The sequence below is a fragment of the Saccharothrix carnea genome (assembly GCF_003014735.1).
Taxonomy (GTDB): Bacteria; Actinomycetota; Actinomycetes; order Mycobacteriales; family Pseudonocardiaceae; genus Actinosynnema; species Actinosynnema carneum.
In genome coordinates, this window is record NZ_PYAX01000004.1 from 535009 (window position 1) to 552144 (window position 17136).

The window sequence follows — 17136 nt, forward strand, 5'->3', positions numbered from 1 at the left end:
CAACCTATCGGACAAGTTGCCTCCAACAGTGGCAGGCTTGGCGCAGTTCCGCTGACATCGGAGGCTCGTGTGACGACCGCCCAGGACGACACGGACGTGACCCTGGCCCGACTGCTGACCGCGATGCGGGAGATGAAGGACGGCAACTTCCGCCGTCGCCTCGTCGTGCCCACACGGGGCGGGCACCGCGACGGGGTGACCGCGGAGTTGGCCGAGGCCTTCAACGAGATCGCCGAGCGCAACCAGTGGCTGGTCGGCGAGCTGGTGCGGGTGCGCCAGTCGGTCGGCCAGGAGGGCAGGCTGGGCGAGCGGCTGGCACCGAGCACCGCCACCGGTGGCTGGGCGACGGCCGCGGACGCGGTGAACGGGCTGATCGACGACCTGACCCGGCCGACCGCCGAGCTGAGCCGCGTGCTCGCCGCGGTCGCCGAGGGTGACCTGTCGCAGGAGATCGTGGTCGACGCGCGCGGTGAGGTCGCCGCGCTGGTCGAGAGCTTCAACTCGATGACGGCGACGCTGCGCACGTTCGCGGGCGAGGTCACCCGGGTGGCGCGCGAGATCGGCACGGACGGGCGGCTGGGCGGCACGGCGGTCGTGCCCGGCGTGGCCGGCACGTGGAAGGACCTGACCGACTCGGTCAACTTCATGTCCGACAACCTGACCAAGCAGGTGCGTGACATCGCGCAGGTGGCCACGGCGGTGGCCCAGGGCGACCTGTCGCAGAAGATCACCGTGACGGTGGCGGGCGAGATGTTGGAGCTGAAGGACACCGTCAACACGATGGTCGACCAGCTGTCCTCGTTCGCCGACGAGGTCACGCGCGTGGCGCGCGAGGTCGGCACGGACGGGCGGCTGGGCGGTCAGGCCCAGGTGCCCGGGGTCGCCGGCACCTGGCGCGACCTGACCGACAACGTCAACTTCATGGCGAACAACCTGACCTCGCAGGTCCGCAACATCGCGCAGGTGGCGACGGCGGTCGCCCAGGGCGACCTGTCGCAGAAGATCACGGTAGACGCGCGGGGCGAGATCCTGGAGCTCAAGTCGACCATCAACACGATGGTCGACCAGCTGTCCTCCTTCGCCGACGAAGTCACGCGAGTCGCGCGAGAAGTCGGCACGGACGGACGGCTGGGCGGTCAGGCCCAGGTGCCCGGGGTCGCCGGCACCTGGCGCGACCTGACCGACTCGGTGAACTTCATGGCCGGCAACCTCACGTCCCAGGTCCGCAACATCGCGCAGGTGACGACGGCGGTCGCCCAGGGCGACCTGTCGCAGAAGATCGACGTGGACGCGCGGGGCGAGATCCTCCAGCTCAAGACCACGATCAACACGATGGTGGACCAGCTGTCGTCGTTCGCGGCCGAGGTCACGCGCGTCGCGCGAGAAGTCGGCAGCGATGGGCGGCTGGGCGGTCAGGCCCAGGTGCCCGGGGTCGCCGGCACCTGGCGGGACCTGACCGACTCGGTGAACTTCATGGCGGGCAACCTGACCTCGCAGGTCCGCAACATCGCGCAGGTGGCGACGGCGGTGGCGCGGGGTGACCTGTCGCAGAAGATCACGGTCAACGCGCGGGGCGAGATCCTGGAGCTGAAGGACACCATCAACACGATGGTCGACCAGCTGTCCTCGTTCGCCGACGAAGTCACGCGAGTCGCGCGAGAAGTCGGCACGGACGGGCGGCTGGGCGGTCAGGCCCAGGTGCCCGGGGTCGCCGGCACCTGGCGCGACCTGACCGACTCGGTGAACTTCATGGCCAACAACCTGACGGCCCAGGTCCGGTCGATCGCGCAGGTCACGACGGCCGTGGCGGGCGGCGACCTGTCGCAGAAGATCACCGTGGACGCGCGGGGCGAGATCCTGGAGCTCAAGTCGACCATCAACACGATGGTCGACCAGCTGTCTTCCTTCGCCGACGAAGTCACGCGAGTCGCGCGAGAAGTCGGCACGGACGGACGGCTGGGCGGTCAGGCGCGGGTGCCGGGGGTGGCCGGCACGTGGAAGGACCTCACCGACAACGTCAACGTCATGGCCGACAACCTGTCCACGCAGGTCAGGTCCATCGCGGCGGTGGCGACGGCGGTCGCGGGCGGTGACCTGTCCAAGAAGATCGCGGTCGAGGCCAAGGGCGAGGTCGCGGCGCTGGCCAACACCATCAACGGCATGGTGGACACGCTGCGCGCGTTCGCCGACGAGGTCACCCGCGTGTCCCGCGAGGTCGGCACCGAGGGCATCCTCGGTGGTCAGGCCCGCGTGCCGAACGTGGCGGGCACCTGGAAGGACCTCACCGAGAACGTCAACTTCATGGCGAACAACCTCACCTCGCAGGTCCGCAACATCGCCCAGGTGACGACCGCGGTGGCGTTGGGCGACCTGTCGAAGAAGATCGACGTCGACGCGCGCGGCGAGATCCTGGAGCTGAAGACGACCATCAACACGATGGTCGACCAGCTGTCCTCGTTCGCCCAGGAGGTCACGCGCGTCGCGCGGGAGGTCGGCACCGAGGGCAAGCTCGGCGGCCAGGCCGAGGTGGAAGGCGTCTCGGGCACCTGGAAGCGGCTGACCGAGAACGTCAACGAGCTGGCCGGGAACCTGACCCGGCAGGTGCGCGCGATCGCCGTGGTGGCGACGGCGGTGACCGCGGGCGACCTGACCCGGCAGATCACCGTGGACGCGTCCGGCGAGGTCGCGGACCTCAAGGACAACATCAACCGGATGATCGGCAACCTGAGGGCGTCCACCCGCGCCAACCAGGAGCAGGACTGGCTGAAGACGAACCTGGCCAGGCTGTCCGGCCAGATGCAGGGGCACCGCGACCTCAACGCCATGGCGTCGCTGGTGATCAGCGAGCTGACGCCGCTGGTGTCGGCGCAGCACGGCGCGTTCTTCCTGGTGGACCCCGAGTCCAACGCCCTGGGCCTGACCGCGGCCTACGGGTACGCGCCGCGCGGCGGGCGGCCCACCCGGTTCATGCGCGGTGAGTCGTTGATCGGGCAGGTCGCGGTGGAGAAGAAGACGCTGCTGGTCACCGACGTGCCGCCGGGGTACATCGAGATCGGCTCGGGGCTCGGGTCGGCGCCGCCCGCGAACCTGGTGATCCTGCCGATCGTGTTCCAGGGCGAGATCCTCGGCGTGATCGAGCTGGGCTCGTTCGGCGAGTTCACCGCGGTGCACCTGGACCTGCTGGACCAGCTCAAGGAGAACATCGGCGTCAACCTGAACACGATGCTGGCCAACGCGCGGACCGACAGCCTGCTGGTGGAGTCGCAGCGGCTGACCGAGGAGCTGCGGGCCGGCTCGGTCGAGCTGGAGGCGCGGGCGCGGCAGCTGTCGTCGGCGTCGAAGTACAAGTCGGAGTTCATGGCGAACATGTCGCACGAGCTGCGCACGCCGTTGAACAGCCTGCTGATCCTGGCGAAGCTGCTGGCCGACAACCTGGACGGCAACCTCAACCCGAAGCAGGTCGAGTTCGCCAAGACGATCCACTCGTCGGGTACCGATCTGCTGCAGCTGATCGACGACATCCTGGACCTGACCAAGGTCGAGGCCGGGCACATGCAGGTGCAGACGGACCCGGTGCACGTGTCGGACGTGGTCGCCTACGTCGAGGCGATGACCACGCCGCTGGCCGCGGAGAAGGGGTTGGCGTTCGAGGTCGTGGTGGAGCCGGACATGCCGTCCACCCTGCACACCGACGAGCACCGGTTGCAGCAGATCCTGCGCAACCTGCTGTCGAACGCGGTCAAGTTCACCCACGACGGCGAGATCAAGCTGCGGATCCGGGCGGTCGACGGCTCGGTCGCGTTCGACGTGCAGGACACCGGCATCGGCATCCCGTCCGACAAGCTGTCGGTGATCTTCGAGGCGTTCCAGCAGGCGGACGGCACGACGTCGCGGAAGTACGGCGGGACCGGGCTCGGGCTGTCGATCAGCCGTGAGCTGGCGGCGTTGCTGGACGGCCGGCTGGACGTGCGTTCCGAGCCGGGCCTCGGCTCGACGTTCACGCTGTACCTGCCGCTGGGCGAGCAGGGCATCGTCCCGCCGGTCGCGGTGGAGCCGGAGGTCGTGCCGGAGCTGCTGACGCCGTCGGACGAGTCGGCGCAGTCGGTGGTGGCGCCGTCCGACCTGCCGCCGGCGCCGATGCGGTTCCACGGCGAGAAGGTGCTGATCGTCGACGACGACCTGCGCAACGTGTTCGCGCTGACGAGCGTGCTGGAGCTGCACGGGCTGCAGGTGATCTACGCGGACAACGGGATCACCGGTGTGCGGGCGTTGGAGCAGTACGACGACGTGACGCTGGTGTTGATGGACATCATGATGCCGGAGCTGGACGGCAACGCGACCATGGCGGCCATCCGGGCTATGTCGCGGTACGCGGACCTGCCGGTGATCGCCGTGACGGCGAAGGCGATGAAGGGTGATCGGGAGAAGTCGCTGGCTTCGGGGGCGACGGATTACGTGACCAAGCCGGTGGACACCGAACACCTGCTCCGCCTGATCGCCTTCTACCTGGGCGTCGAACAGGACTGACCCGCGTGTCCTACGTTCAGGACCCGCGAGTCGAACGTTCAGAGCCCGCGTGTCGAACGGTCGGAGCCCATGAGTTCTGCGTTCAGGTCCCCTGGGTTCTGGTTCAGGTCAGGGCGGTGACGAGGCGGTGGCAGCGGTGGGGGTCTTCGGTCAGGCCGGCGTCCAGGCCCCATAGCCAGTAGTCGATGGCGCGGAAGACGACCCAGTTGCGGGCGTGGTGGAGGGGGATGTCGGCGGTTTCGGCGATGATGGTCAGGTGGGCCGCGATGGCGGTGGGGGTGGGCATTTCGTCGAGTCTGGTCCAGAGGACTCTGGCCAGGTCGTAGGCGATGTCGCCGCGCAGCAGGATCGGGTCGACGGTCAGCCAGGGTTCGCGGTTGCCGCGCAGTACCTGGGCCGAGTGCAGGTCGCCGTTGACGGCGAGGGTGGACGTGGTGGTGACCAAGGTCTCCGCGGCCTCCTCCCCCGCACGGAGGAAGGCGCGGTCGAAGGGGTGGGCTTGGCGCAGCCAGTCGGCTTCCAGGCTGTCCGCACGGGCGAGGGCCAGGTCCGCCGTGGAACGGGCCGTTGGCGGCGCGGGTACGGCCAGTCGTCGGGCCATCGCGCCCAGTACGGCCATCGCTTCTTCTGACGGCAGGTCGAGGGCGCTGTGGTGCATGTCCAGGCGTTCCAGCAGCAGGGCGCCGGCGGCGGGGTCGGCGTCGAGCAGGTGGACGGTTCCCCGGCCTTGCCAGAAGCGCAGTGCCTCGATGTGCGCGGTCACGTCTTCGCTCGGTGCGTTGAAGCGCAGGACGAGCGGGGTGTCGTCGCGGACCACCGGGATCACCAGGGCGTGCGAGCCGTGCGTCACCGGGCCGTCCGGGCGGAGGTGCCAGGCTGCCAGGTGGTGCTCGATGGCGGCGGGCAGGGTGGCCAGCCAGCCCGGGTCACGCGGTATGGGTGAGTTCCGGAACGTCTCGGGGATCACGTCGTGGCGGACTCGACGGTGTCGTGGATGTGCATGACCTCGGTCAACTCGGTCAGCCGGAACAGCTTGTGCACCGATGGCTGCATGCACGCCATCCGGAACTGCCCGCCCGCGCCGTCCAGCCTGCGGTGCCAGTCGAGCATCAGGGACAGGCCCGTGGTGTCCATGAACGGCACACCGCTCAGGTCCACCACCACGTGGGCGCCCGCGCTCTCCTCGAGGCGGTCGGACAGCACGGGGACGGTGTCCGCGTCCAGCTCGCCCGACACCGCGACGACCGTCCAGTCGCCCCGCACCTCACTGCGCACCTGCAACTCCATGAGGCACGAGCCTAGCCACCGGACGGGCCGAATGCCGAGACCGAGTCGACACCGGGGTGCCGCGGACACCGATCGGCACGACCGCCCGGTGCCACGACCGGAGGATGTGCGACGATGCGGTAACGGCCGATCAACGGGGAGCGGATGTGCGCAACGAGCCAGCGGCGCCGGTGGCCGTGACGCTGCCCGCCTCAGCGGGCTCATCGGCGCGTGCCCGACAGGTGGTGGGTGACGCGGCGGCGGCGTGGGGGCTGTCGGCCGACGCCGCCGACGACGCCGCCCTGGTGGTGACCGAACTGGTGTCCAACGCCGTCGACCACGCGACCGGTCCGGTGGGGCTGACCGTCTCGCGGACGGAGTCCGGCCTGCGGATCGAGGTGGCCGACCAGTCGTCCGCGCCACCCCAGCCCAGACCGGTGCAGGTCGAGTCGGCACGGGGGCGCGGGCTGATCATCGTGGCGGCCCTGAGCCGGGCGTGGGGCTCCGAGCCGACCGCCGACGGCAAGGTCGTGTGGGCCGAGCTCGACAGCTGAGCGCGCCCCGACCGGGCAGGGACCGGCCGAGGCGCGCCGTTCCACTTTCGGGTGACAGCCGGTCGGGAACAATCCGGGTTTCGATCCGTAGGGGTACGGCACTTGCGTTCAGGCGGGGCAAAACGGGTATCCGGGGAGCGCTGACAACGAGGAGGTCATGTGTCCACCACGACGGAAGCCGGTCAGGTGACCGGGACGCAGGACAAGGACTACAACATCATCTGGTTCGTCGAGGCGTGCCTGAGCAACGCGCTGCGGCTGGAGAGCTACATCGCCGACGCCGAACGGGCGGGCGACCGCGAGCTGGCGGACTTCTTCCGCCGCGCGCAGGGTGAGAGCCGCAAGGGCGCCGAGCAGGGCAAGCAGCTGCTCGCGTCGCGCCTCGGCAAGTCGTAGCACGCGCGCAAGGGCCGCCCTCATCGGACGAGGGCGGCCCTCGGTCGCTGCGGGCTACTGCTGTTCGCGGAATCGGTCCAGACCCTCCTTGGCCTTGTCCGCCCCGGTCTGGATGTGCTCGGAGTGCTGACCACCGGTCCGCTCGTCGATGACCTGGCCGGCCTTGTCGATGCCCTGGTCCGCCTTGTCGCCGTGCTGGCCGAGAGCGTCCTTGGCCTTGTCCTTCAGCTCGTCGAACTTGTCGCCAATGCCCATCTGCGCTCGAACCTCCTCCGGGTGTCCCTCGTGGACACTCCGAAGGGTGGGCTACCCGTGGGGCGGTGCGGTTGATGCGCGTTGGCCGACAACTCACCCGGACGAGTTAGGTCGATCGTCAACGAGGTCACGGAGACAAGCGGACAGCCGCGAGCACGCGGCAGGAGGGTCGGAGCACGGTGTGGTGATGCGTCCAGCGGCACCACGGCTCCCGCGAACCGGCCGTCGCCCACGGAGAGCAGCGCCTGCCGCCCGCGGTGTCAGCGGCACGGTCACCGCGCCGACTGCCTGGATCAGGAGTCCGCCCGGCTGCGGGCGTTGCCGCCGGACGTCGTCGGCACCGTCCAATTGCGACACTCACACCGCGCCTGGCGCGGATGTTGTGGCACATCGACGATTCGTGTGACGGTTCACCGCGCACCCGACCCGCGTCACCGGCCCGGTGGCCGCACTCCGGGCACGACGTCGTGGTGGCGGCCGGTACGACGAATGCCGGTACGCGTGATCACTCACGCGCCGGGTAGGTGGCGTCCTGGTAGGCGTGACCGGGCACGCTGTGCTCGGCGGCGCGCTGGTCCTGGGCCCGTTCGTTGCGGGTGCGCACCGGTGCGTCGTCCGCGGGCGGGTCGGGCAGGCCGAGCATGGACAGCAGTTCGGCGCAGTCGTTCGCGTCGACGGAGTTGTCCAGGACGGTGCGCGCGGCCTGGTTGCGCTGGATGGTCTCGGCCCTGTCGGCCGCGGCCCGCGCGTCGGCGAAACCCACCGCGGCGCCCTGTGATCGACCAGGTCTGGTCTGCGTCATGACGACCCCGCCTCCCCTGCCGGCAGGGCCGCACCACGCGCTTGGTGGATCGGACCGGCGTGCCTGCGGGCCTTGGGGGTAGATGATGTGAACGGATGGTCCGGCGACAAGCCGGTGCTCCCGTCCCCGGCCCCGGAGTGCGGCCGGACTGGGTCGGGGACCGCGCCGACCGAGTGCCGACAGCTCGTGCCCCAACTCGGAAGACTCTACTCCACGCTCCTCCGTCGGACGAAGCGCGCCCGTGTCCGTCAATGTTCAACCAACTACGGACACCTGTTGCCAAGAACCGCCGGTCCGCGCTTGACTGGCCCCGGTTCGTCGGGTGTCGACCGGAGGTGGACGTGGTCAACGTCAGAGTCGCCGCAGTGGCCGGTGTGCTGATCGGGTTGGTGGGCCTCGGCGTTCCCGCCGCCGCCGCGCCGCAGGCCGTGGCACTGCCCGTGGTGGACATGGAAGCCGTGCTCAAGGCCGCGCAGATCGACCCGCGCCGGGCCGACTCGGCGATCACGCCGGGCAGCGGCGACAGCGTGCGGCTGGTGGAGCGCGCGCTCGCCGCCAAGGGGCACCTGGCCTCGACCTACGTCGACGGGCACTTCGGCACCCGCACGATCGACGCCTACGCGGCCTACCAGCGCTCGCTGGGCTACACCGGGCTCGACGCGTCCGGCATGCCCGGGCCGACGTCGTTGCGGCTGCTCGGCGAGACGACCTACACCGTCACCCGCGTGGTGTCGGCGGGCAGTCGGGTGACCTACCACAGCGCCCTGATGAACACCCGCACCAAGGCCATGCTGGTCGAGGCGGAACGGCTGCTGGGCCGGTCGCTGGGCATCACCCAGGGCTCGTACAACCCCGGCGGCGTGCCCGGCTCGGCGGGCACGCACGACGGCGGCGGAGCGCTGGACATCTCGGTGTCCGGCATGACCGCCACCACCCGCACGACCGTGGCCCGGGTGCTGCGCCAGGTCGGGTTCGCGGCCTGGATCCGCACCCCGGCGCAGGGCTTCGACTACCACATCCACGCAATCGCCCTGGGCGACCCGGACCTGTCCACCGGCGCCCGCAACCAGGCCGGTGACTACTACCTGGGTTTCAACGGCCTGGCCAACCGGGGACCGGACGACGGGCCGGTCGTGACGCCCAAGCGGACCTGGGAGGAGTACTCGCGGCTCTAGAGCCGCGAGGCGCCTTGCCGAGGCGGGGAAGATGCTCGGTCGCGGCTCTAGGATGGGCTGATGGCCGTCGTCCGAGCGGGGTCGCGATGAGCAACGTGGAGACCCACCCGTCCGAGCTGATCTGCGAGAGCACCTCCGGCGTCGCCGCGGTCGAGGTGCTCGAACCCCGTGACGTCCCGTTGGGCGGGCCGCGGGCGATGACCGTGCGGCGCACGTTGCCGCAGCGGTCGCGGTCGCTGATCGGGGCGTGGTGCTTCGCCGACCACTACGGTCCCGACGACGTGTCGGTCAGCGGCGGTATGGACGTCGCACCGCACCCGCACACCGGCCTGCAGACCGCGAGCTGGCTGTTCAGCGGCGAGATCGAGCACCGCGACAGCCTCGGCGTGCACGCGATGGTGCGGCCGGGCGAGCTGAACCTGATGACGGCCGGGCACGGCATCTGCCACTCCGAGGTGTCGACCCCGGACACGACCGTCCTGCACGGCGTGCAGCTGTGGATCGCGCTACCCGACGCCCACCGCGACGCACCGCGCGACTTCCAGCACCACGTGCCCGAGGTGGCGGCGCTGGACGGCGCCACCGCCCGGGTCTTCCTGGGCACGGTGGCCGGCCATACGTCTCCGGTGCGCACGTTCACGCCGCTGCTGGGCGCGGAACTCGTGCTGGAACCGGGCGCGCGGCTGGCGCTCGACGTGGACCCGGCGTTCGAGCACGGCGTGCTGGTCGACATCGGCGCGGTGGACCTCGACGGCACCGCACTGGCCCACGGCACCCTCGGCTACGTCGGCCTCGGCGCCACCACCCTGCACCTGACCAACACCACCGACAGCCCGGCCCGCGTCGTCCTGCTGGGCGGCGAACCGCTGGGCGAGGACCTGGTGATGTGGTGGAACTTCGTCGGCCGCACCCACGACGAAATCGCCGCCTACCGCGACCAGTGGCAACAACAATCGGACCGCTTCGGCCAAGTCACCGGCTACCCCGGCCACCACCTCCCCGCCCCACCACTCCCGATGGGCCGCCTCCGCCCCCGCGGCAACCCACCACCGGCCTGACCGGAACGGGCTTCACCGCGCCGACGCCCTCCGGCCTCACGGGCGCGGTGCGTACATGATCACGGCCACGCCGACCAGGCAGATCGCGGCGCCGAGGTAGTCCCACCGGTCGGGGCGGAACTTGTCCACGACGACGCCCCAGGCGAGCGAACCGGCCACGAACACCCCGCCGTACGCGGCCAGGATGCGGCCGAAGTGGGCGTCCGGTTGCAACGTCGCCACGAAGCCGTACAGGCCGAGGGCCGCCACACCCGCGCCGATCCACAGCAGGCCGCGGTGCTCGCGGACGCCTTGCCAGACCAGCCACGCGCCGCCGATCTCCGCGAACGCGGCCAACGCGAACAGCACCAGCGAGCGGACCACGGCCATGATCGCGACGATAGCCGCGCGTCCGTCCTTGACAACACCCGGGCGCGAAGTGAACAGTTGTTCATGAACAGGCGTTCACAACGACGGGAGCGACACCGTGCCGGACATCGTCAACACCCACCAGTTCGAGGCGTGGAACGGCTACGAGGGCGAGCACTGGGCCGAGCACCACGACCGCTACGACGCCGTGAACAGCGGTTTCAACGACACGCTGCTCACCGCGGCCGCCATCGGGCCGCAGGACCGGGTGCTCGACCTCGGCTGCGGCAACGGGAGGATCAGCCGGCTGGCGGCCCGCCGCGCCGCCCACGTCACCGGCATCGACCTGTCCGGCCCGATGCTGGCCCGCGCCCGGATGACCGCGGTGGGCGCGCCGAACATGACGTTCGTGCAGGGCGACGCGCAGGTGTTCCCGTTCCCGCCGCACGCGTTCGACGTGGCGGTCAGCCGGTTCGGGGTCATGTTCTTCGCCGACCCGGTGGCGGCGTTCACCAACGTCCGCGGCGCGCTGCGGCCGGGCGGGCGGCTGGTGTTCCTGTCCATGCGGGACCTGGGCGACCTGGCCGGGGTGTTCGCCGCGTTCGGCACCTCGCCGACGTCCACGTCCACCGAGACGGGGCCGTTGTCGCTGTCCGACCCGGCCGTGATCGACCGGGTGCTCACCGGCGCGGGCTTCACCGACGTCACGGCCGAGGCGGTGGACGCGGAGCAGGTGTGGGGCAGCGACGTGGCCGACGCGACGGAGTTCCTCATGGGCTGGGGCCCGGTGCGGTTCGCGCTGCGTGACGCCTCGCCGTCGACCGTGGACCGCGTCCGTGACTCGGTGGCCGCCGCGCTCGCCCCGCACGCCGACGGTGACGCGGTGCGGCTGCGCGGTGCCGCCCGGCTGGTCACGGCGAGGGCCTGACGTGCGGCGGTGGTGATCTTCGGCGGGCACGGCACGGTCGGCCGGGAGGCGGCGGCCATGCTGTCACCGTCGTACGACCGGCTGCCCACGCTGCCGCCCGGCGTGTGGCACGTGGACCAGGTCGGTTCCCCGACCGAAGCGGCGGGCCACGGCTTCCGCCTCCACCTACCGCCTACGATGCAACACGATGGCACCGCGACGAGCAGCAGCACTGCGTGACGGCGACGTGAGCCTGCGCGACCACCTGATCGCCGCGACCACCCGCCTGATCGCCGAACGCGGCACGGCCGGCCTCACGGTCCGCGACATCGCCCGCGCGGCCGACGTCGCGGTCGGCGTGCTCTACAACCACTTCGCGGACAAGGAGGAACTGCTCGCGCTGGCCCTCCACCAGCACGTCCGCGACGTGGAGCGCCGCATCGGCCGCCCGGGCACCGAGGGCACGCCGGCGGAGAACCTGCACGCCTTCGTCACCCACGCGCTGGCCGCGCACACCGCGTTCCTGCCCGCGTTCGCCGGCCTGATCGGCCAACCCGAGGTGTTCGCCCGCTTCGACGCCCTGCCCAACCCGATGGCCGGCGGACGCGGCCTGCACACCGCCCTGGCCGACTACCTGCGCACCGAACAGGCCAACGGCCGCGTCACCGCCGACACCGACCCGGACGCCGTGGCCACGCTCGTCGTGGGCGCGTGCCACGAACTGGTCCTCCCCCACGTCTTCCGGGGCCGGTCGGAGCCACCGGACGTGCCGCCGGGTCGCGTCGAGGCCCTGGTCGCCACCGTGCTGCACGGCATCACACCGCGCTAGAACTGCTGGTACACCTGGTGGCATGACCGAAGATCCGGTGCGCAACCTGGTGGACGGACAAGTCGTCGGCAACATCGTGCAGGCCCGCAACGCGACCGTGATCTCGTCGCAGGCACGGCCGATCGCGGTCGCCGGACTGCCACCGCCCGCCGTGTTCATCGGCCGCGAGGGCGAACTGACCCGACTGGCTTCCTCGCTGGAACCGAGGTCCGACGACACGGTGCCCGCTTGGGCCATCGGCGGCCTGCCGGGTGTGGGCAAGACGGCGTTGGCCGTGTTCGCGGCGCACCGGGCCGTCGCCGCCGGGTGGTTCCCCGGCGGAGTGGTCATGATCGACCTGCGTGGCTACGACCAACCCAACCAGCGAATCACGCCGTCGACCGCGTTGGGAGGGCTGCTCGGCGCACTGGGCGTGGCGAGCGAGCACATCCCGCCGGACCAGGCAGATCGGGTCAGGCTGTGGCGGTCGCTGCTCGCCGACCGCGAGCGCATGCTGGTCGTCGCGGACAACGTCTCCGGCACCGACCAGGTCATCCCGCTCCTGCCGGGCGACTCCCGACACCGGGTGCTGATCACCAGCAGGCACCGGCTCGCCGGCCTCGACCACACCCGCCTGCTCGACCTGGACGTCCTTAACGTGCCGGACGCGGTGCGGATGCTCGTCGCGGTGCTCGGCATCGGCAACCCCGACGACACCCGGGTGGCCGACGACAAGGCGGCGTCCGAACGGGTCGCCCGTCTGTGCGGAGGTCTGCCGTTGGCGGTCCGGGTGGCGGCCGCCATGCTCGTCGCCGATCCGGAGCGGACCGTCGCCGACCTGGCCGACGCACTCGCCGACGAACGACACCGCCTCCGCGAACTCGACTACGACGGCAACCTCGCCGTACGCGCCGCCTTCGACCTCTCCTACGCACTCCTCGACCCCGACCAGGCCAGACTGCTCCGACTCACCGCGCTGGACCCCGGACCGGACGTCGCCCTCGACACCATCACCGCCATCACCGACACCAACCGCGAGACAACCCGGCGGCTGATCCGACAACTGCGCGCGGCCCACCTCCTGCAACCCGGCCGGTCTCCCGACCGCTGGCGGATGCACGACCTCATGCGCCTCTACGCGGCGGACAAAGCGGACGCCGACCCCGAACGCGACCAGGCGATCGAGCGGATGCTCGACCACTACCTGGCCGAAGTGCACGCCTGCTCCGACCGCCACGGCCTCGTGCTGACGGGTGCGGTGGTGCAGGCAGTGGACGCCGACCGCGCAAACCTGATCTCGGCGATCGACCTGGCGCACAGAACCGGTCACCTCCACCACGTGGTCCAGTTGGCCAACGGCCTGGCGGCATACCTCGACCGGCGCAAGCTCTTGCACGAGTGGATCTCCATCGACCAGACGGCCCTGACCGCGGCCCGTCGCATCGACGACCCGGCGGGGGAAGCGGAACTCCTCGTCGGGCTCGGTTTCGCGCTGAGCCAACTCGGGCGCACCGCCACGGCGATGAAGTGCTTGCGCGAAGCACTGCCCCTGTTCCGCGAACTGGGCGACCGAGTGGGTTTCGGCGTGGCCCTCAACCGGCTCGGAGCGGTATACCGCCAGACCGACCGGCCGAGGTGGGCGGTGCGCTGCCACCTGTGGGCGCGTGACCTGTTCGTGGAGGCAGGCGTCACGAAGAGCCACGTCAGCGCGCTGCACAACCTCGCCGTGGTCCACCGGCAGCAGGGGGAGTTCGACCGCGCCGTCGTGCTGCACCAGGAGGTGGTGGCGCTGTGCCGGGAAGCGGACATGCCGCTGCTGCTAGGCCGGTCCTTCGACAACATCGGCGTCACCTACCGCGAGATGGGCCGGTTCGATGATGCGATCGAGTGCCACAACCACAACCTTCGCATCGCGGAGGAGCAGGCGGACACCCACGGCTACGCACGGACGTTGGTGAACCTCGCGGTGACCTACCGGGCGGCTGGGCGGGCTGACGACGCGGCGGCCTGCCAACGGCAGGCCGAGCGGATCTTCGAGGCGCTGCCGGGCGTCAACCCGTTCGGTCCGGCGTCGACCGGCTAGTGCCGCGACCGGCGACCTTGCCCCGAACCCAACAGTCGGACGGGCGCGTCGGGGTGCCGGCCCGACGTCCTCAGCCCGGTTCCTGGTGTCGCGAGGCGCCCCGCTGAGGCCGGGAGGACGTAACGGTCGCGGCACTAGGCACTCGTCGGGCCGCGTCACGTTCGACGCGGCCCGTCGCGGACAACGATGGCGAAGTCGAGTCGGTGACGCCGGGGCGCTCACTGGTTGAGGATCTTCGCCAACTGCTGCAGGGTTTCCGGCTTCAGCCGCCCGCTCCGGTCGTTGATCGCCTCGGCGACGCCGTCGCGGAACACCCTGCTGAACTCGACGTAGTGCCGCGTGACCGGGCGCAGGCGGGCGTTGTTGAGGGCCGTGCGCAGTTCCTGCAGCTCCCGACGTTCGGCGTTGTCGTACGCGGACTGCCTGGTCGGTGCGAACCCGCCGATCTCGGACAGGATCAGCTGGCTGGGCGCGCCGGTCAGGAACTCGATCAACGCCTGCGCGGCCCGCGGCTTGTCGGTGCCCGCCCTGATCGCCAGGTTCTGGCCGCCGAGCGCGCTCGCGGTCGGCAGTGCGGCGACGCGGAACTCGACCTGGTCGCGCAGCCCGTCCCGGGCGACCGGCCAGTTGCGCATGTAGAGGGTGCGTCCCTCGGCGAACGTGCGCACCGCGCCGTCATCCGTGGTCGACCGCACTTCGTCGGTCACCACGACGTTGTCGTCGTGCGCCGCGGCGGCCAGTCGTCCGAGGCCGATCTCGTCGTTGGCCCCGAGCTGCACGGTGGTCTTGTCCTCGTTCTGCGCGACGTCACCGTTCTCGCCGAACGTCTTGCCGCCCGCCGCCCACATCGCCTCCAACGCGGTGACGGTGAGGATCTCCTCGTTGGCCAGTGCCGCCGCGTTCGCCGCCTCGACACCGGGCGTGGCGGCTGCCGCGGCGGCGGCGTCCTCGCCGAAGTACTGCTCCCACTTCGTCGGCGGCTTGACCGCCTCGGGCAGATCGGTCCGGTAGTAGAGCAGGCCGACGTCGGTGTTGAGCGGCAGGCCCCACAGCTTCCCGTCGTGCACGCACGTGCCCAGCACCTTGGGCACGAAGTCGTCCAGCCCGGTCAACGTCGACCGGTCGAGCTCGCGGATGTAGCCCTCGTGCCTGAACTGCGCCATCCAGACGAGGTCGAGCACGTAGACGTCGGCCTCGTGCGCTCCGTCCGGTTTCGCGTCGTTGACCATGCGCGCGTTCTGCTGGTCTGGCTCGCCGGGCACCGCCACGATCTTGGCCTGGTTGGCAGGGTGCAGTTGGTTCCACTGCTTGATGAGCATCGTCCGGGGGTCGCTCGGGCTCTCGTCGAACGCCGTCATGATGATGAGCTCGCCCGCTTCCAGACCGGTGTCGGGCGGTGGCGACGGGCGCAGGGCGAGACCGGCGGCGACGATCGCGGCGATCGTCAGCGCGATCCCGATGCGCCGGGGCGTCTCGCTCAACCAGCCGCGGACGTCCTTGACCGTCTTGGCCAACGAGCGGTTCGCCGACCCGGGGTCGCGCCACACCTTGAGGATGGCCGCCAGCATCAGGTTGACGTACACACCGGAGAACAGCACCAGCACGGCGCTGAGCACGCCGCGCGTCACGGAACCGGGCGTCCACGACTTGTCCACCTCCGTGACCAGGATCGTGGAGACCATGGTCACGGCGATGCCGAGCAGCAACATGATCGCTATCAATACAATGCGAAATCGGGGACTCCACTGTCCCCCGGAATCGGTCATCCCCCACCCCTTCGCATGACGCGATGTGCCAAGTAACACCGGCTCCGCGGGGTGTGTCAATCCGCCATCAATGGCGAGGAATTTATTCTCGTTGCCGGGGAAACCGCATTGTGGCGGTCAGGAATCGGCCAGGGCCTCGCGCGTGCCGTGGGCGATCTCCAGGTCTTCCCGCGCGGTGACGACGAAGGTCCGGGCGCGCGCGTCCGGACCGGTGATCTCCGCGTCACCGTCGACGTGCTCGTTGCGCTCCGCGTCCACCATGACTCCGAGGAAGCCCAACCGCTCGGCCGCACGGCGGCGCACCGTGGCCGACTTCTCGCCGACACCGCCGGTGAACGCGAGCACGTCCAGCCCGCCCAGCGCGGCGGCCATCGAGGCGATGCCGCCGACCAGCCGGTGCGTGTAGACGTCCAGGGCCAGCAAGGCGTCCGGATCGCCGTCGACCGCCGCCGCGTCGATCTCGCGCAGGTCACCGGTGCCGGCCAGCGCGGTCAGGCCGGACTCCTTCTCCAGCGCCGTCGCGACCTCGTGCGGCGACAGGTTCTCGTGCTCCTCCAGCCACAGCACCAGGCCGGGGTCGACGGTGCCCGACCTGGTCGCCATCACCAGACCCTCCAAGGGGGTGAAGCCCATGGTGGTGTCGACGCTGCGGCCGTCCGCGATCGCTGTCAGGGACGCGCCCGCGCCCAGGTGGCAGCTGACGAGCCGCAGTCCGGGCGACACGAGTTCCGCGACCCGTCGCGCGCAGTAGGCGTGGGACAGGCCGTGGAAGCCGTAGCGGCGGATCGCGTACCGGTCCCGCCACTCCCGCGGCACGGCGTACGTGGCCGCCGCGGCGGGGATGGTGGTGTGGAACGCGGTGTCGAAGCACGCGACCGCCGGCACGTCGGGCAGCAGCCGGTGCACCGCGTCCAGGCCCGCCAACGACTTCGGCTGGTGCAGCGGCGCGAGCGCGGTCAGGTCGACCAGCGCCTGACGTACCAGGTCGTCCAGCACGACCGGCTCGGTGAACCGCGTGCCGCCGTGCACCACGCGGTGGCCGACGGCGTCCGGAGTCGGCCAGTCCGCCAGCACGTCGCCGAGCCGGTCCGGCTCCGGCTCGACGTCGGCGGAGCGCTCCACCTCGTCGTCGGCCGCCAGCAGCCGCAGCTTCAGGCTGGACGAGCCCGCGTTGACGACCAGGACCCGCAC

Annotated in this window: 16 protein-coding genes; 9 read left to right on the top strand and 7 right to left on the bottom strand. The window is 70.7% G+C overall.

The window, feature by feature from the left end; genetic code table 11:
* The first annotated feature begins 69 nt into the window (after window positions 1–69).
* Window positions 70–4527 (top strand): hybrid sensor histidine kinase/response regulator, encoded by a 4458-nt coding sequence (locus tag B0I31_RS14050; protein WP_106615785.1) that lies wholly within the window; start codon window positions 70–72, stop codon window positions 4525–4527.
* A 103-nt stretch (window positions 4528–4630) separates the two neighbouring features.
* Here the strand turns inward: B0I31_RS14050 and B0I31_RS14055 are convergent, their stop codons facing one another.
* Window positions 4631–5494: an aminoglycoside phosphotransferase family protein gene (locus tag B0I31_RS14055; protein WP_106615786.1), complete on the bottom strand. Its 864-nt coding sequence runs from the start codon at window positions 5492–5494 to the stop codon at window positions 4631–4633.
* Window positions 5491–5814 (bottom strand): STAS domain-containing protein, encoded by a 324-nt coding sequence (locus B0I31_RS14060; RefSeq protein WP_106615787.1) that lies wholly within the window; start codon window positions 5812–5814, stop codon window positions 5491–5493. The genes B0I31_RS14055 and B0I31_RS14060 overlap by 4 nt, the downstream gene beginning before the upstream one ends.
* 146 nt (window positions 5815–5960) lie before the next feature.
* Between B0I31_RS14060 and B0I31_RS14065 the strand changes: the two genes are divergently transcribed.
* Complete coding sequence (locus B0I31_RS14065) at window positions 5961–6347, top strand: ATP-binding protein (protein WP_106615788.1); 387 nt, start codon at window positions 5961–5963, stop codon at window positions 6345–6347.
* A gap of 159 nt (window positions 6348–6506) precedes the next feature.
* The gene (locus tag B0I31_RS14070; RefSeq protein ID WP_106615789.1) at window positions 6507–6743 is read left to right on the top strand and encodes a hypothetical protein; all 237 of its coding nucleotides are present in this window, start codon (window positions 6507–6509) and stop codon (window positions 6741–6743) included.
* Window positions 6744–6797: 54 nt separating this feature from the next.
* Here the strand turns inward: B0I31_RS14070 and B0I31_RS14075 are convergent, their stop codons facing one another.
* Both B0I31_RS14075 and B0I31_RS14080 read right to left on the bottom strand, forming a co-directional pair.
* A complete protein-coding gene (locus B0I31_RS14075) occupies window positions 6798–6998 on the bottom strand; it encodes an antitoxin (RefSeq protein WP_106615790.1) in 201 nt (66 codons plus the stop codon).
* 505 nt (window positions 6999–7503) lie between these two features.
* Window positions 7504–7800, bottom strand: coding sequence for a hypothetical protein (locus B0I31_RS14080; protein ID WP_146173842.1), 297 nt, complete (start codon window positions 7798–7800; stop codon window positions 7504–7506).
* Between the two features lie 341 nt (window positions 7801–8141).
* Here B0I31_RS14080 and B0I31_RS14085 point away from each other — a divergent pair, with 341 nt between their 5' ends.
* Both B0I31_RS14085 and B0I31_RS14090 read left to right on the top strand, forming a co-directional pair.
* A complete protein-coding gene (locus B0I31_RS14085) occupies window positions 8142–8975 on the top strand; it encodes a peptidoglycan-binding domain-containing protein (protein ID WP_425444361.1) in 834 nt (277 codons plus the stop codon).
* Between the two features lie 86 nt (window positions 8976–9061).
* Window positions 9062–10033: a pirin family protein gene (locus tag B0I31_RS14090; protein WP_106615792.1), complete on the top strand. Its 972-nt coding sequence runs from the start codon at window positions 9062–9064 to the stop codon at window positions 10031–10033.
* Window positions 10034–10069: 36 nt separating this feature from the next.
* Here the strand turns inward: B0I31_RS14090 and B0I31_RS14095 are convergent, their stop codons facing one another.
* Complete coding sequence (locus tag B0I31_RS14095; protein ID WP_106615793.1) at window positions 10070–10402, bottom strand: YnfA family protein; 333 nt, start codon at window positions 10400–10402, stop codon at window positions 10070–10072.
* A gap of 97 nt (window positions 10403–10499) precedes the next feature.
* Here B0I31_RS14095 and B0I31_RS14100 point away from each other — a divergent pair, with 97 nt between their 5' ends.
* Genes B0I31_RS14100 through B0I31_RS14115 form a run of 4 tightly spaced genes read left to right on the top strand, consistent with a single transcriptional unit; the run spans window position 10500 to window position 14179 of the window.
* On the top strand, window positions 10500–11309 hold the full coding sequence (locus B0I31_RS14100) for a class I SAM-dependent methyltransferase (RefSeq protein WP_106615794.1): 810 nt from the start codon (window positions 10500–10502) through the stop codon (window positions 11307–11309).
* A 9-nt stretch (window positions 11310–11318) separates the two neighbouring features.
* Window positions 11319–11528 carry a hypothetical protein gene (locus B0I31_RS14105; RefSeq protein ID WP_106615795.1) on the top strand — a complete coding sequence of 70 codons (210 nt, stop codon included), beginning with the start codon at window positions 11319–11321 and terminating at the stop codon, window positions 11526–11528.
* Window positions 11497–12117, top strand: coding sequence for a TetR/AcrR family transcriptional regulator (locus B0I31_RS14110; RefSeq protein WP_106615796.1), 621 nt, complete (start codon window positions 11497–11499; stop codon window positions 12115–12117). Before B0I31_RS14105 ends, B0I31_RS14110 begins: the two co-directional genes overlap by 32 nt.
* A 22-nt stretch (window positions 12118–12139) precedes the next feature.
* A complete protein-coding gene (locus B0I31_RS14115) occupies window positions 12140–14179 on the top strand; it encodes an ATP-binding protein (RefSeq protein WP_106615797.1) in 2040 nt (679 codons plus the stop codon).
* Window positions 14180–14397: 218 nt separating this feature from the next.
* On the opposite strand, the gene B0I31_RS14120 is transcribed toward B0I31_RS14115, so the two are convergent.
* Window positions 14398–15888, bottom strand: coding sequence for an extracellular solute-binding protein (locus B0I31_RS14120; protein ID WP_181320159.1), 1491 nt, complete (start codon window positions 15886–15888; stop codon window positions 14398–14400).
* Between the two features lie 174 nt (window positions 15889–16062).
* The gene (locus B0I31_RS14125) at window positions 16063–17136 is read right to left on the bottom strand and encodes an acetate/propionate family kinase (protein ID WP_106615799.1); all 1074 of its coding nucleotides are present in this window, start codon (window positions 17134–17136) and stop codon (window positions 16063–16065) included.

Excerpts from the sequence above, each read along its gene's own strand:
- B0I31_RS14060 (WP_106615787.1), bottom strand. The coding sequence starts at position 5,814 with ATGGAGTTGCAGGTGCGCAGTGAGGTGCGGGGCGACTGGACGGTCGTC.
- B0I31_RS14075 (WP_106615790.1), bottom strand. The coding sequence starts at position 6,998 with ATGGGCATTGGCGACAAGTTCGACGAGCTGAAGGACAAGGCCAAGGAC.
- B0I31_RS14080 (WP_146173842.1), bottom strand. The coding sequence starts at position 7,800 with ATGACGCAGACCAGACCTGGTCGATCACAGGGCGCCGCGGTGGGTTTC.
- B0I31_RS14090 (WP_106615792.1), top strand. The coding sequence starts at position 9,062 with ATGAGCAACGTGGAGACCCACCCGTCCGAGCTGATCTGCGAGAGCACC.
- B0I31_RS14095 (WP_106615793.1), bottom strand. The coding sequence starts at position 10,402 with ATGGCCGTGGTCCGCTCGCTGGTGCTGTTCGCGTTGGCCGCGTTCGCG.
- B0I31_RS14110 (WP_106615796.1), top strand. The coding sequence starts at position 11,497 with ATGGCACCGCGACGAGCAGCAGCACTGCGTGACGGCGACGTGAGCCTG.
- B0I31_RS14115 (WP_106615797.1), top strand. The coding sequence starts at position 12,140 with ATGACCGAAGATCCGGTGCGCAACCTGGTGGACGGACAAGTCGTCGGC.
- B0I31_RS14120 (WP_181320159.1), bottom strand. The coding sequence starts at position 15,888 with ATGTTGCTGCTCGGCATCGCCGTGACCATGGTCTCCACGATCCTGGTC.